Origin of the sequence: Sphingomonas sp. (assembly GCF_019242355.1) — a bacterium.
GTDB lineage: Bacteria > Pseudomonadota > Alphaproteobacteria > Sphingomonadales > Sphingomonadaceae > Sphingomicrobium.
Map to the genome: position 1 here is coordinate 1 of NZ_JAFAVR010000223.1, position 14,677 is coordinate 14,677.

Annotated in this window: 9 protein-coding genes; 7 read left to right on the forward strand and 2 right to left on the reverse strand. The window is 64.7% G+C overall.

The genetic code is table 11. The features are described from left to right. Both JOZ79_RS10995 and JOZ79_RS11000 read right to left on the reverse strand, forming a co-directional pair. On the reverse strand, window positions 1–826 hold an 826-nt coding region (locus JOZ79_RS10995; RefSeq protein WP_294074065.1), incomplete at its 3' end, for a tryptophan halogenase family protein. Window positions 827–880: 54 nt separating this feature from the next. Then, a complete protein-coding gene (locus JOZ79_RS11000) occupies window positions 881–3,796 on the reverse strand; it encodes a TonB-dependent receptor (protein WP_294074067.1) in 2,916 nt (971 codons plus the stop codon). 185 nt (window positions 3,797–3,981) lie between these two features. On the opposite strand from JOZ79_RS11000, the gene JOZ79_RS11005 reads away from it, so the two are divergent. The 7 genes from JOZ79_RS11005 to dnaE all read left to right on the forward strand — a co-directional run bounded on the left by JOZ79_RS11005 (window position 3,982) and on the right by dnaE (window position 14,620). Then, window positions 3,982–5,007, forward strand: coding sequence for a LacI family DNA-binding transcriptional regulator (locus tag JOZ79_RS11005; RefSeq protein ID WP_294074069.1), 1,026 nt, complete (start codon window positions 3,982–3,984; stop codon window positions 5,005–5,007). A 74-nt stretch (window positions 5,008–5,081) separates the two neighbouring features. Then, window positions 5,082–6,608: an MFS transporter gene (locus JOZ79_RS11010; protein WP_294074071.1), complete on the forward strand. Its 1,527-nt coding sequence runs from the start codon at window positions 5,082–5,084 to the stop codon at window positions 6,606–6,608. Window positions 6,609–6,897: 289 nt separating this feature from the next. Continuing rightward, window positions 6,898–8,220: a proline--tRNA ligase gene (gene proS, locus JOZ79_RS11015; RefSeq protein WP_294074073.1), complete on the forward strand. Its 1,323-nt coding sequence runs from the start codon at window positions 6,898–6,900 to the stop codon at window positions 8,218–8,220. Further along, the gene (locus JOZ79_RS11020; RefSeq protein WP_294074075.1) at window positions 8,217–9,467 is read left to right on the forward strand and encodes a lipoprotein-releasing ABC transporter permease subunit; all 1,251 of its coding nucleotides are present in this window, start codon (window positions 8,217–8,219) and stop codon (window positions 9,465–9,467) included. The genes proS and JOZ79_RS11020 overlap by 4 nt, the downstream gene beginning before the upstream one ends. Further along, window positions 9,460–10,134, forward strand: a complete 675-nt coding sequence (locus tag JOZ79_RS11025; RefSeq protein ID WP_294074077.1) for an ABC transporter ATP-binding protein — start codon at window positions 9,460–9,462, stop codon at window positions 10,132–10,134. The genes JOZ79_RS11020 and JOZ79_RS11025 overlap by 8 nt, the downstream gene beginning before the upstream one ends. A 35-nt stretch (window positions 10,135–10,169) precedes the next feature. Then, the gene (locus JOZ79_RS11030) at window positions 10,170–11,090 is read left to right on the forward strand and encodes a hypothetical protein (RefSeq protein ID WP_294074079.1); all 921 of its coding nucleotides are present in this window, start codon (window positions 10,170–10,172) and stop codon (window positions 11,088–11,090) included. 74 nt (window positions 11,091–11,164) lie between these two features. Further along, complete coding sequence (gene dnaE, locus JOZ79_RS11035) at window positions 11,165–14,620, forward strand: DNA polymerase III subunit alpha (RefSeq protein ID WP_294074081.1); 3,456 nt, start codon at window positions 11,165–11,167, stop codon at window positions 14,618–14,620. Window positions 14,621–14,677 lie beyond the last annotated feature (57 nt).

Here is a 14,677-nt window from a genome sequence, read left to right on the forward strand (position 1 = left end):
GGTGCTGCAATGGAATCCGCCACTGCCATCCGGCCTTCCGAGCCATCGCCTGGGTGTAGGGGCGGAACGCGTCACTGGATTCGCAAGGAACGGCCAATGCCCGGTTGCACGGCAGCCAATTGCTCCAGTCGACATATGAAACGTCAAGCGCCTTGCCGAGCAACAGGCTCCTGAAGCCGGTGCAGTCGATGAAGAAGGCGCCCGGGACGCGCCGATCGCCATCGAGCGCGAGAGCCAGGATGTCGCCGTTCCGGCCATCGCGCTCGACGTCGAGAATCCATCCCTCAACGCGCTTTACTCCGCGCTCTTCCGCGTAGTCGCGGAGCATCCGGCCGAACAGCGACGCGTCGAAATGATAGGCGTAGGATAAGTCGGGCATCGTCGCCGCGCCGGACTTGGTCGCCATCCGGCGGAGCCGCGCCGCGGCGATGTTGTAGCTGTAATCGCCAAAGTCGCCGGCCACTCCGAGAGCGCGGCCCCGAAGCCACAATTGGCGAAAGGGGATCAGGCCGACACCGCGGCCCGTCAGGCCGAAACTGTGCATGTAGGATTGGCCGTCGCCCGACCAGTTTGCAAACTCGATGCCGAGCTTGAACGTGGCACTGGTCTGGCGGAGGAACTCCGCCTGGTCCAGGCCAAGGCCGATGACGAGATTGTGGATCTGAGGGATCGTTGCCTCGCCGACCCCGACGGTGCCGATCTCGTCCGATTCGACCAGCGTGATCGAAGCGCAATCGCCGAGAAAGCGAGCGAAAGTCGCCGCGGCGATCCATCCTGCCGTCCCACCACCGGCGATCACGATATCGAGGCGGGAAGTCGATCTCATCGAACGAAGGTCAGGGCCCCGGCAGCGAACTCGGTCGCTGCCGGGACCGTTGGATCAGAGACCGCGCTCGGGCGCCGGCGCCGGCGGCGGTGGCGGAGGGGGCGGTGCCGGGCAGGCGTCCGTCGCCAGGATCACCGTTCCGTCCGGGCACGTCTGCGTCGCTGGTGCGGACGGAGGCGGCGGCGGCGGAGGCGGCGGGGGCGGAGCCGCACGAGCGCCGAACTTATAGGTTGCACCGATCGTGTAGCGCCGGCCGTAGGTCTGGTACTTCAACCAAGAGTTGGGAACGGTGATGACGCCAATCGTAGCCGATCGCTCGTTGGTGAGGTTCTGGCCCTGGAGATAGACGGACAGACCACTGAGAAACGAGCCGGGCTGGAAGTCATAGCCGACCTGAGCATCAAAATGCGTTTCCGCGAGCACATATTGCTGTTCAGGCGCACCGTTGAAGGACGGAAATTCGCCGAGGAAGCCCGATCGATGCGTCATGCTGCCGCGAACGCTGAACCCATGCTTTTCATAGAACGCCGTAAGGCTCGCGACGAATTTCGAGTAGCCGGGAATCTGAGTTCGAGTGCCGTTGAACCTCTGGACGCTCGTTTTGGTATAACCGACGCCGCCCGTGATTCCGAAGCCGGAGAGAGCCGGAGAGAACACCTCGAACGGCAGAGTAGCGGCGAGCTCTGCGCCATACATGTGACCGCCGTGCGTGTTCACCGGCCCGCTGAACACACCGATTGGTGACGTGGGCAACGTGACATTTGTCGGCTTCGGGAACGGCGTGAAATCGAAGTTCGGATCAGTCGCCTGCGAGTCGATGTAGGTGTCGATATGCTTGTAGTAGGTCTGCAGGGCGATGTAGCCGGTCGTCGAGAAGTACTTTTCGAACGTCAGGTCGACCGCCTTTGCCTGGTACGGCCGCAGCGTCGGGTTGCCACCATTGCCCGTGAAGATCGCAGGCGTCTGAGTGTTGTCGACGCTGACGGTCACACGGTTGTTGAGCTGATCCATGCGAGCCCGCATGTATTGCTTGGCCGCAGCGAAGCGAATGACGAAATCGCCCGGCATCCTGAAGTTGAGGTTCAGGCTCGGGAGCCACATCCAGTATTTATCCCCGATCGTCGGCTGGAGCCCGGACGAAACAACCGAGGTGTGGACGCCTTGCAGGCCGATGTTGCCAGTCAAGTGGGCCGATCCAAGGTATCCGTCGAGGGACGCCATCGCATACGGCGTCCAGACCTTTTCCGTGACGTGGTAGGCCTGCGGGAGGCCACCCGCCGGATTGGGCACGTAGACCAGGATGCCGTTGGGAACGAGCTGACGCGGATCATAGGACAGGATCGGTCCGAGGCCCCGGTCGAGGGTGAACGTCGGCTCCAGAATATCGCTCGGGATATCCGCCTGAGAGGCCCCGTTGGGAGGTGAAAGGAACGCTTCGTCCTGGGTGAGGTCCTTCGACCGATCGGTGTAATCTGCGCCGATCTTAACCGATTTGAGGAATCCGCCGACGTCGCGTTCGATCTCCGCACGCGCTTCCTTGAGGTCATCGCGAACATGCTTGATCTTGTCGTAGCCCGCCTGGACCGGCGAACCCGACCAACCCTCGACGTCCGTCAGTACGAGATCCGGGCTCGCGCCGTTATAATTGCTCGTGAAGACCGGCCCGTGGTCTGTGAAATGATAGGATACGGTGGCCGTCGGCCCTGTCGACTCATGACCATTGACCAAGCCTGCGGTCGTTTCGAAACGATCGTCGAGCCGCTTGGTGCGCGACCAGCTCAGGTCGGCCATTGCGCGCCAGCCGTTGTGACCGTCCCACCGCGTATTCCAGCCAAAAGACGACTGCTTGACGTGGTCGTCTTCACGGTAGTTTTCGATGACCGGCGTTCCGGCGACGGTCGCGTCCGTGATTAGGCCATCCGAATTTACGGTTACGTTGGAGATTTGATCATGACCGCATCCGCCACCGCAGTTCATCGGCATTTCCCAACCCTTTTGGTCGGTGCCGTTCTTCACGTCTGAATAGAAGCCGTCGAACGTCATCGTCAGGTTGGGGCTCGGCCGAAACTGGAGCGTCGCATTGCCGCCCAGGCGCTTGTACTGCCCGGCCTCGTACCAGCTCTTGACGCCGTTCATTCCGACAGCACCCGGGACCGAGCCGAAACCGCCGTAGCCCCAAGCATTCCAGTCCCGCGTCTGGTAGGGATCGGTCGAATAGGCCGCCGACACGGCGAGGCCGATCGTGTCATTCGCGAACTGATCGACAAAGGTGCCGAAGACTCGGCCACCTTTGTTGCGGCTACCCGGGATCAATTTCTGATCGACGACAGTGCCTCGAACGCCGACGGCCATCACCGGATGACTAATGTCCAGCGGACGAACGGTGCGAAGATCGATGTTGCCGACCAGGCCTCCAGCCGTATGGTCTGCTTCCGACGTCTTATAAATGTCGACGCCGGCCAGGATTTCCGACGGATAGGTATCGAATTCTACCGCGCGGCTGTCGTTGCTCGTCGTCTGCTGCCGGCCGTTCAGCGTGGTGGTCGAAAAGTCCGGGCCGAAGCCGCGGATCGAGATCACGCTTGCGCGACCATGATCTTCCTGCGCCGCGAGACCCGGAAGGCGTGCGATCGACTCGCCGATGCCGTTGTCCGGCAGCTTGCCGATGTCTTCCGCGTTCACGGATTCGACGACCATCTCGCTGTTTTTCTTCTTGGCCGTTGCGCTGCGAAGAGCGCCCCGGAAGCCGGTCACCACGATGGAATTGGCGGACTGGTCCGAATTCGACGGATTGGTAGCGGCATCGCTCGCGGGCGGAGGCGCCGACTGCGTCGCTGCCGCGACTGCATTCGCTGTAGGAGCGTCAGGAGCGGGCTGGGCCTGCTGCGCCGCCGCCGTGGTATCCTGCGCAAAGGCCGGGCTCGCGCCGAGGACGGCTGCAAGCGCTAACGAACTCGTCGCAGCGAACATGCGCGAACGCAAAGATGTGTTGAACATCGTGTCGATACCCCCTCAAACCGGCACCGAGCGCCGGACGTGATTCTGGTCGGGGTTTTTGGACCCCTCTCCCGAAGCTTGAGATACCAGAGCTTTCGCCGCGCGGAAGCTGCGCACCACTGCTATACATACGTATTCAGCATGCTAGCGTTGCGGGAATGACACAAAAGCGGCCCACTTCGTTCGACATTGCCGCGCTTGCGGGCGTGTCGCAGCCGACCGTGTCACGCGCGCTGAGCGGCAATCCGTCGGTAAGCGAAAGCACCCGTGCCCGCGTCCTCGCCGCCGCCGAGCAGCTCAACTACAAGGTCGACAAGAATGCATCCGGGCTTCGGCGGCAGCACTCACGGACTCTTGCGTTGCTGTTCTTCGAGGAGCCATCGGCGGATGGCGCGCTCATCAATCCCTTCTACCTGTCGCTGCTCGGGCCGATGGTCCGGTGCTGTGCGGCGCATGGATACGACCTGCTGATCTCGACGCAGCAGCTCTCCTCGGACTGGCACGTCGATTACGAGGACAGCCGCAAGGCCGACGGGATCATCCTGCTCGGCTATGGCGATTATATCGAGAGCCAGCCGAAGCTGCGGAAGCTGATCGCGCACGGCGCCCATTTCGTTCGCTGGGGATCAGCGGGCGACGCACAGGTCGGCGTGACAGTATCTTCGGACAACGAGCAGGGTGGGTTCGATGCGACGGCGCACCTGCTCCGCCAAGGCCGCCGGCGGATCGCGTTCATCGGCACCGCGGAGCCTCGCTATCCCGAGTTCCTCGAGCGATGGCGAGGGCATTGTCGCGCTCTGTCCGCCGCCGGGGTGGAGGCAGACGCGCGATTGCGCGCCGACGCCGATCCGAGCGAGGCTGCCGGGCGGGCCGCGATGCTCGAGCTTGCGGAACGGGGAGTCGGCTTCGACGCGCTTTTCGCAGCGTCCGATGTGGCGGCGATTGGAGCGATGCACGCGCTTCAGCAGCAGGGACGGTCGGTGCCGGGGGATGTCGCCATCGTCGGCTTCGACGACACGCCGGTCGCAAGCCTGTCGAGCCCGCCGCTGACAACGGTACGTCAGGACGCGCGCGCAGCCGCCGAAGCGCTGGTCGAAACGCTCCTCATCGAAATCGAGGGCGGAGAGGCGGAGAACTGCCTGCTTCCGGTCAAGCTGATCGTCCGCGAATCCAGCGGTGCCTGAGCTTCATTTTCCAACCGGCGATTGTGCCGCCGCATTCGTCCTGTAAGTTTCGCGCGAGCGGAGAGAGCGAACGCATGGACAAGGCCGTGACAATCGAAAAGCCCAGGCAGTCACTTGCCGGCCTTTGGAACATTTCGTTCGGCTTCTTCGGCATCCAGATCGGGTTCGCGCTTCAGAACGCGAACATGAGCCGGATCTTCCAGTCGCTCGGTTCCAGCGTCGACGATCTCCCGGCCCTCTGGGTCGCGGCGCCTCTGACTGGCCTGTTGGTCCAGCCGATCATCGGACATATGTCCGATCGCACCTGGCTGGGCCGCCTCGGCCGGCGCCGGCCCTATTTCCTGACGGGAGCTCTGCTTGCGACCCTGTCGCTGGTTCTGATGCCGCTGTCGACGCAACTGCTGATGGCCGCGGTCCTGCTTTGGACGCTCGACGCCAGCCTCAACATCTCGATGGAGCCGTTTCGCGCGTTCGTTGGCGACATGCTTCGCAAGGATCAGCACGCTGCAGGCTATGCGGTGCAGACCGCGTTCATCGGGGCAGGAGCCGTCGTTGGCTCGGAGTTTCCGCGATTGCTCGATGTGCTCGGCGTCTCCAACGCGGTCGCGGGCGGCGGAATCCCCGACACGGTGCGCTGGAGCTTCTGGGCGGGAGCAGTGGCGCTGTTTCTTGCCGTCCTGTGGACCGTGCTGACGACGCGCGAGCATTCCCCCGAGGACCTTTCACGCTTCGGCGACGCAACCGATCATCCGCTCGACGACGAAGTGGTCGAGACGCTGGCTCGCCGCGGCCATGGTCCGAGCCTGCTGTGGATCCTCGGCGGGGCCCTGGTCATCTTCGCGGTGTGGCGATTCGGCTTCCAGAAGGAGATGTATCTACTCGGCGTCCTTCTGGTCGCCTACGGTCTCGCCCGGATCGCCGCCGTGCAGCTGGCCCGCTCTAGCAGCACTACGAACATGCTTGCGAATATCGTCGGGGATTTTTCCGGAATGCCGCGGCTGATGAAACGGCTGGCGCTGGTCCAGTTCTTCAGCTGGTCGGCGCTGTTCATCATGTGGGTCTTTACCACGCCGGTGGTCGCGCAGCGCTTCTACGGAACCACCGACCAGGCAAGTCCGATCTTCCAGGACGCGGGAAACAAGGTCGGCGAGCTGTTCGCAATCTACAACGGCGTCGCCGCTGTCGCCGCGCTGACCCTGCTGCCGTGGCTGTCGGCGCGGATCGGGAAGTCACGCACGCACATCGTCTGTTTGCTGTGCGGAGCGGCGGCCTTCGCCAGCTTCTTCATTATCCGCGACCGGGCGTGGCTGGTCCTGTCCGAAGTCGGCGTGGGGATTGCCTGGGCATCGATCCTCGCCATGCCTTACGCGATCCTGGCGTCGTCGCTGCCGCAGCGAAAGCTTGGCATCTACATGGGACTGTTCAACGTGTTCGTGGTCCTGCCGCAGCTGCTGGTGGCGACGGTGATGGGCACGATCATGAAGGCGTTGTTTCCCGACCAGCCAGTTTGGACGATGCTTGCCGCCGCGCTCGTCATGGCGGCGGCGGCTCTGGCAATGCTGCGGGTGGCGAAGATCGAAGGGCGCGGCGGGACCTGTTAAGCTTCCGCAAAAGCAAACGCCCGGATCGTTTCCGATCCGGGCGCCCTGCGTGACGATTGCTCGTCAGCCCCCTTGGATATGACGCGGCAAGGTTCCCCTGCACTGTGCCGCGATCCCCGAACCCTGACCCAAGGGTCTGTTGTCCGGACGGACGGACGCTATGCGGGCTTGGCCGTGCTGTCACTGCCGAACAGCAATTCCAGCAGCTTTTGTCACAGGCCTGTGTCGCCGCCGCAACATCTGCCGTGCCGGTTGCCACCGCCCTGCCGCCACCGTAGAGCGCGGCGCCATGCGCTGGTCACGAGCATTCCTCCCCGTTCTCAAGGAAACGCCCACCGACGCGCAGATCGTGAGCCACCAGCTGATGCTTCGCGCCGGCCTGATCCGGCAGACGGCGGCCGGCATCTACGCCTGGCTGCCGCTTGGCTTCAGGGTCCTCAAGAAGATCGAACAGGTCGTCCGTGAGGAGCAGGACCGCGCGGGTGCGCAGGAACTCCTGATGCCGACGCTGCAGTCGGCCGACCTCTGGCGTGAGAGCGGGCGGTACGATGCCTATGGACCCGAGATGCTTCGCATCCGTGACCGCCACGAGCGCGAAATGCTCTACGGCCCGACCAACGAGGAAATGATCACGACCCTCTTCCGCGATGAGGTGAAGAGCTACCGAGACCTGCCGCGCACGCTCTACCACATCCAGTGGAAGTTCCGCGACGAGGTGCGGCCCCGGTTCGGAGTGATGCGGGGGCGCGAGTTCCTGATGAAGGACGCCTATACTTTCGACCTCGACGAGGCCGGGGCGCGGCAGAGCTATTACACGCAGATGCTCGCTTATTTGCGAACGTTTCAGCGGCTCGGCATCCGGGCCGTGCCGATGAAGGCGGCGTCCGGCCCGATCGGCGGCGACCTCAGCCACGAGTTCATCGTGCTTGCCCCGACTGGCGAGAGCGAGGTTTTCTACGACGGCGCGTACGAGGAATTCGATTGGAATCAGTCCGAGCTTCGCTACGGCGACGAGGCGGGCTTGCAGGGCCTGTTCGATCGAGTGAATGCGACCTATGCGGCGACCGACGAGACCCATGACCTGGGCCGCTGGGCTGAGGTGCCGGAGGCGAGCCGGCGCACTGGGCGCGGCATCGAGGTCGGGCACATCTTCTATTTCGGCGACAAATATTCGGCCGCCATGAATCTCAAGGTGTCTGGCCGCGACGGCTCGCAGGTGACGCCGATGATGGGCAGCTATGGCATCGGAGTCTCGCGCCTGGTCGGAGCGATGATCGAGGCGAGTCATGACGAGGCGGGGATCGTGTGGCCGGAAGCGATCGCCCCGTGGAAGGTCGGCATCGTGACGATGCGCGCCGACGACGACTCTACTGTCGCCGCCGCGGAGGGGCTGTACGATCGATTGCGCGCCGCGGGCATCGAAACCCTCTACGACGACCGCGACGAGCGGGGTGGGGTCAAGCTCGGATCGATGGACCTGATCGGCCTGCCCTGGCAGATCGTGGTAGGACCGCGCGGCGTCGCCTCCGGGGTGGTGGAGCTCAAGAACCGCCGCACCGGCGAGCGCGAAGAGCTCAGTGCCGAGTCCGCGCTGGCAAGGCTGGCCGAGTGATCCTTAATCGATACGAGCGGATGGTCGCTCGCCGCTATCTACTTCCCGGCAAGGGCGAGGGGTTCATCTTCCTGGTCGCCAGTATCAGCCTGATTGCGGTCGCGCTCGGTGTCGCAGCGCTCATTATCGTGATGAGCGTGATGAGCGGCTTTCGCGCCGAGCTGTTCGACAAGATCGTCGGCTTGAACGGCCACGCGGTCGTCCAGGGGTATGAAGGGCGGCTGTCGGGCTGGGAATCGATTGCCGACGCCGCGCGGAAAGTGCCCGGAGTCACATCCGCGCTGCCGCTGATCGACCAGCCGCTGATGGCATCGGCGAACGGGCGGGTAGAAGGCGTCGAAGTTCGCGGCATGCGCGTCCAGGACCTGCTCGCGAACAAGACAATCGCGGGCAACGTCCAGGCCGGGGACTTGAAATCGATCGTGCCCGGGACCTCCAGGATCGCGCTCGGATCGCGGCTGGCGGACCAGCTCGGCGCCTATCCGGGGTCGCAGATCAGCCTGATCAGTCCGGAAGGGCGCTCCACCGTCGTCGGCACGGTACCGCGCATCGTCACCTACACGGTCGGCGCAGTCTTCGAGGTGGGCATCTACGACTATGACAAGTCGATGGTGATCATGCCGATGAAGGACGCGCAGGACCTTCTGATGATGGGCAACGAGGTCGGCAACATCGAGATCCAGACGAGCGACCCCGACCGGGTCCAGGAAATCCTGGCGCCGCTCCAGCCGGTTGTTCGGGGTCGGGGGGTCGTCATCGACTGGCGACAGATGAACTCCGCCCTCTTCCAGGCGCTGGAGGTCGAGCGGGTGGCGATGTTCGTCGTGCTGTCGCTGATCGTTCTGGTTGCGGTCTTCAACATCCTGTCGTCGCTGATCATGCTGGTGCGCGCCAAGACCCGCGACATCGCCATCCTGCGCACCATGGGCGCAAGCCGCCGAAGCATGATGAAGGTGTTCGTAACCGTCGGCGTGACGATCGGGTCGCTCGGAATCGTGCTTGGAATCATCCTTGGCGCAATCTTCCTCTACTTCCGGCAGGACGTGGTGGACGCAATCCAGGCGATCACCGGTCAGAATCTGTGGGACCCGTCGGTGCGGTTCCTGACCGACCTGCCGTCGAACAGCGACCCTGTGGAAATGGCGGCGATCATCATCATCGCGCTGGTGCTGTCGTTCCTGGCGACGCTCTATCCGGCGTACAAGGCGGCAAGCACCGACCCGGTGCAGGTGCTGCGCTATGAGTGAGCCGGTCCTTGCGACACGTGGCCTCGCGCGAAGCTTCACGCAGGGTGACGTCACGATCGACGTGCTGCGTGGCGTCGACCTCGCGATCCAGCCGGGTGAGATCGTCGCGCTGCTCGGCCCGTCCGGTTCGGGCAAGTCGACACTGCTGCAGGCCGTGGGATTGCTTGAGGGCGGTTTCGAAGGATCGATCCGGTTGCGCGGCGAAGAGGCCGCCGGCCTGAACGACGAAGGCCGGACCCGCGTCCGCCGCGAGACATTGGGCTTCGTCTACCAATTCCATCACCTGCTGCCCGAGTTCAACGCGCGCGAAAATGTGATCCTGCCGCAACTGGTCCATGGCGCCGACCGCGACGCAGCGAGCAAGCGGGCCGACGGCCTGCTGTCCACGCTGGGCCTTGCCAATCGTCTCGACCATCGTCCGGCCAAGCTGTCGGGCGGCGAGCAGCAGCGCGTCGCCGTCGCTCGTGCGATTGCCAACAAGCCGCCGCTGGTGCTTGCCGACGAGCCGACGGGCAACCTCGACGAGGCGACCGCGGACGTGGTTTTCGGCGAGTTCCTGAACCTGGTGCGCGGCGAGGGGAGCGCTGCGCTCGTTGCAACCCATAACGAGCGGCTCGCGGCCAAGATGGATCGTGTGCTGCGCCTGCACGAAGGACGGCTGCAATAGTGGAGCCGGGACCTGAGCCGGACGTTCAGGGCCCTATGCGCCGGCTCAATCCGACGGTGATCGCGCTTCTCGGGCTCATCGCCCTGATCGTTGGCATCTGGGTGTTCGCAGGAACGCGGAATGCCGACCAGGACAAATTGACGGGCAATGTGGTGACCGCCCAGGCCGACGGCGATCCGGAGAAAGCCTGCTCGTCCGACGCCACCTACGAGCTTCTGAAGCGAGCTCTGTTCCAGCACGCGGCGCAGCAGCGTGGCGGCGACCAGGCAACCTATGACCAGCTGTCCCAAGCCGCTTCGCTTCGTGTCGAGGATCCGGCGATGGAAAGCCAGGACAAGCAAACGGGCGCAATCAATTGCTCGGGATCGGTGTCGATCGACCTTCCGCCCGGAGTTGCAGCGGGCGGCGGGCGGACCAACCTGATGTCGGACGTCGATTATACGGTCCAGCCCGCTGCGGATGGCGGTAGCGATACTATCGTCCTGAAGAATGCCGATGCGCTGGTCGCTCCGCTCGCGACTTTGTCACGGACCGACCAAAACGCGCAGCAGCCGGCGGCCCAGCAGCCGGACGACACCAACTCGACAGATGAAGCAGCTGCGGATCAATCGCCGGCTTCGGCGCCCCCGGCTGTCACCGCTGCTCCGGCGCAAGCGCCGACGCCGCGTCCGGCCATGGCTCGGCCAAGCTTCGATTGCTCGGACGCGCACACCGCGGGAGAGGCCGCGGTCTGCTCCGACGCCGGTCTCGCGGCGCTCGACCGCAGCATGGCCGCGCAATATGGACGGGCGATGGCTCAGGCCGATCCCGATCAGCGTGACCTGCTGCAGGGGACCGGTGAGCGATTCCTGCACTATCGTGACCACTGCCCGACGCGCGCCTGCATCGGCGACGCCTACACGGGGCGAATGCGCGAGATCCGCGACATCATGGCCGGGACCTGGCGTCAGCCATAAAGCGGCGGCGATAGGTGGGGATAAGTGGCAGCGGCAACTTGCCGCCGGGTCCGTCGTCGCCACATAAGATCCACGTGACTCAGCCCTACGTCCCGCTGCGCGTGCTGTCGTCCTTCACCATGCTTGAAGGCGCGATGGAGCCCAAGACGATCGCCGAGCTAGCCGCGAGGCGGGGCTTTCCGGCCGTCGCACTGACCGACCGCAACGGGCTCTACGGAGCGATGTCGTTCAGCGACGCCTGCACTGCCAAGGGCGTGCAGCCGATTGTCGGCGCAATGCTCGGGGTTGCGCGGCCGCCAGAGATCGGGGGCGACGCGGGAATCGACTGGCTGGTGCTTCTGGCCCAGGATGAGACGGGCTACGCCAACCTCTGCAAGCTGGTATCCGCGGCGCATCTCGACCGTCCAGTGGAGCAGGAGCCGCATGTCGCCTTTGCAGCGCTGGAGCGGCTGAACTCTGGCCTGATCGTTCTGACCGCAGGGTCCGACGGCGCGCTCTGCAGGCTGCTAGCGGCCGGGCAGGCTGACAAGGCTCAGGCCTATCTGGACCGGCTGCAAAACCTGTTTCCGCAGCGGCTCTATGTCGAGGTCGTGCGTCGCGGCGATCCGGTCGAGGAGCATTCCGAGGATGCGCTGATCGACCTGGCTTATGCGCGCGACCTGCCGCTGGTCGCGACCAATCCCGCCGCTTATTCCGACCCCGCCTTCCACGCAGCGCACGATGCGATGCTGTGCATCGCCGGCTCGGCTTATGTCGAAAGCGCCGATCGCGCGACGTCGTCGCCGGAAGCATGGCTGAAGGACGCGGCATTGGTGACCGCGATGTTCGACGATCTGCCCGAAGCCATCGCCAACACCGCCGTCGTGGCGCGGCGCTGTGGCGTGGCAGCGCCGAAGCGCAAGCCGATCCTTCCGCGCCTTGGCGAAGACGAGGACGAGCAGCTGCGCGACGACGCGCGGGCGGGACTTCTTGCGCGGCTGCAGGGGCGCGGCGCCGACGAGCTCGCGCGCTACTCGGAACGGCTCGACTACGAGCTCGAAATCATCACCGGCATGGGGTTCGCCGGCTACTTCCTGATCGTCGCCGACTTCATAAAATGGGCGAAGGCGAACGATATTCCCGTGGGTCCTGGCCGCGGTTCGGGCGCAGGCTCGGTTGTCGCCTGGGCGCTCACGATCACCGACCTCGACCCGCTCGCGCTGGGCCTTCTGTTCGAGCGTTTCCTCAATCCAGAGCGCGTGTCGATGCCCGACTTCGATATCGACTTCTGCGAAACGCATCGCGACAAGGTTATCGCCTACGTCCAGCGCAAGTACGGGCGCGACAAGGTGGCGCAGATCATCACCTTCGGCCGGTTGAAGGCCCGAGCGGTTCTCAAGGACACCGGCCGAGTTCTGCAGATGAGCTATGGCCAGGTCGATCGGCTGGCGAAGCTCGTGCCCAACCTGCCGGCCGATCCGTGGACACTGGAGCGGACGCTCAACGGCATCTCCGAATTCAAGGCGGAATATGACGGTGATCCCGGCGTCAAACGTCTGGTCGACCTCGCAATGAAGCTTGAGGGCCTGCCGCGTCACGCCTCGACCCACGCCGCGGGCGTAGTCATCGGCGATCGCGCCCTCGACGAGCTGGTGCCGCTTTACCGCGATCCGCGCTCCGACACGCCGGTGACTCAGTTCGACATGAAGTACGTCGAGGCGGCGGGGCTGGTGAAGTTCGACTTCCTCGGTCTCAAGACTTTGTCCGTGCTGAGAGAGGGGCAGCGGCTGCTTGCCGAACAGGGCGTCGAGGTGGATTTCGGAAAGCTCGCGTGGGACGATCCGGCAGTCTACGAGTTGCTCCAGCGCGGCGACACCGTCGGCGTGTTCCAGGTCGAATCGGAAGGCATGCGGCGGACCCTGTCGGCAGTGAAGCCGACGGTGTTCGAGGACATCATCGCGCTGAACGCCCTCTATCGGCCTGGGCCGATGGACAACATCCCGATGTTCGGCCGCCGCAAGAACGGACAGGAGCAGATCGAATTTCCACACCCGCTCCTGGAGGGCATCCTCAAGGAAACCTACGGCATTTTCGTCTACCAGGAGCAGGTGATGCAGGCCGCCCAGATCCTGGCCGGCTATTCCCTCGGCGGCGCCGACCTGCTCCGCCGCGCGATGGGCAAGAAGATCAAGGCGGAGATGGACGCCCAACGCGCGACCTTCGTCGAGGGCTGCGCGACCCACAATGCCATCCCGGGCGCCAAGGCGAACGAGCTGTTCGACTTGATCGACAAGTTCGCCGGCTATGGCTTCAACAAGAGCCACGCGGCGGCTTACGCGCTTCTGACCTACCAGACCGCCTGGCTGAAGGCCCATCATCGGGCGGAATTCTACGCCGCATCGATGAGCTTCGACATCGCACTGACCGACAAGCTGGCGATGTTCGTAGAGGACATGCGGCGCGGCGGAGTCGACTGCCTGCCGCCCGACGTCAATGCCAGCAACGCGCATTTCACCGTCGAGCCACTCGAAGAGGGCAATTGCGTCCGCTACGCCCTCGGCGCGCTCAAGGGTGTCGGCGAGAAGGCGATGGAAGAACTCGTCGAGGAGCGAAGCCGGGGTGGGGCGTTCCAGTCGCTCGAGGACTTTGCCGGTCGCATTGACCCGCGTCTGCTGAACCGCCGTCAGCTGGAAAGCCTCGCTGCCGCGGGGGCCTTCGATGCGCTGGACGGCGATCGGGCGGCCGTGCACGCCGGCGCGGAGACGGTGCTCGCGCACGCCGCGAGCGCTCACGATCAGCGCTCGACTGGCCAGGCCGGTCTGTTTGGCGGAAGCGCGTCGGAGGCGGCGCCCATCCGGTTGCCGCGCGACGCGCCCTGGACGATCGCCCAACGCATGGCGCATGAGCGGGACGCGTTCGGCTTCTATTTCTCCGCGCACCCGGTGGATGCGCAGAAGCACCTGCTGGCCGCGCACAAGGTGCGCTCGTTCGCCGAGTTGGCCGACGTCCAGATCGCGGAAGGCGAGCGCGCCAACGCAAGCATGGCTGCGCTGGTCGAGGAAGCCCGGTGGCGGGTGTCCGCTCGGGGCAGACGCTATCTCATGGCAACGCTGAGTGATCCGTCGGGCCAGTTCGTCGCGACCGCCTTCGACGACGACGTTTGCGCCTCGCTCGAGGCTGCGGCGCGCGCGCAGACCTGTGGATTGCTCGGAGTCGAGTTGGATCGGCGCGCCGGCGACGAGACGCCGCGAGTCACCGTCAAGCGGCTTCAGCCGCTCAGCGACCTAGCCAGACGCACCCGGCTGCAGATGACGGTCCATGTGGGCGATCCAGGGACCATCGAACAGGTCGCGCGTGTGCTTGCCGATGCCCGGGGAGGCAACGGCAAGCTGCTGTTTGTCGTGCCCATCGCGTCGGGCGCCACCGCGACCGTGGTCGCCGGCCGCGACTTCAACTTGGACGGAGAGGTCGCTGCCCGGATCGAGCGGATCACCGGAGATGGCAGCGTCGAGCTTTCGACGCAGGAACCCAGGCTCGCGCTGGTCGGCTGATCCTCCCCGGCGATGGCCAGGGAGGATTGTCGGCTCATGCCATCCAGAAGCCGTCGC